This window comes from Corynebacterium sp. HMSC036D02 (assembly GCF_001836165.1).
In the GTDB taxonomy this organism is placed as follows: domain Bacteria; phylum Actinomycetota; class Actinomycetes; order Mycobacteriales; family Mycobacteriaceae; genus Corynebacterium.
In genome coordinates this window covers 1-239 of sequence record NZ_KV827699.1, presented here as the reverse complement: position 1 = coordinate 239, position 239 = coordinate 1, and the positions used below count along the sequence as shown (strand labels likewise).

The 239-nt window shown below is 51.0% G+C and carries 1 protein-coding gene; it reads right to left on the bottom strand.

Annotation, left to right across the window (positions count from 1 at the left end; all coding sequences use genetic code 11):
* The coding region (locus HMPREF2743_RS12510; RefSeq protein WP_141761411.1) for an IS3 family transposase at positions 1-239 on the bottom strand (239 nt) is incomplete at both ends.

The following is a 239-nucleotide window of genomic DNA, read 5'->3' as shown; positions in this document are numbered from 1 at the left end:
GTAGGTGATATCGCCTACATAGACGTGGTTTGGCCTGTCAGCTGTGAATTTGCGGCCTATTAAATCTGGCATGACTCGACGGCCAGGCTTGCGCCTGGTGGTGATACATCGACGCCGTTTACTAAAGCCTTTCAGCCCCATGGATTTCATGATGCGTGCGACCTTCTTGTGATTGATCGGGGGAAAGTCCGTATCGTTGTTGAGACTTTCAGCGATGCGTTTAGCACCATAAAGCCCGT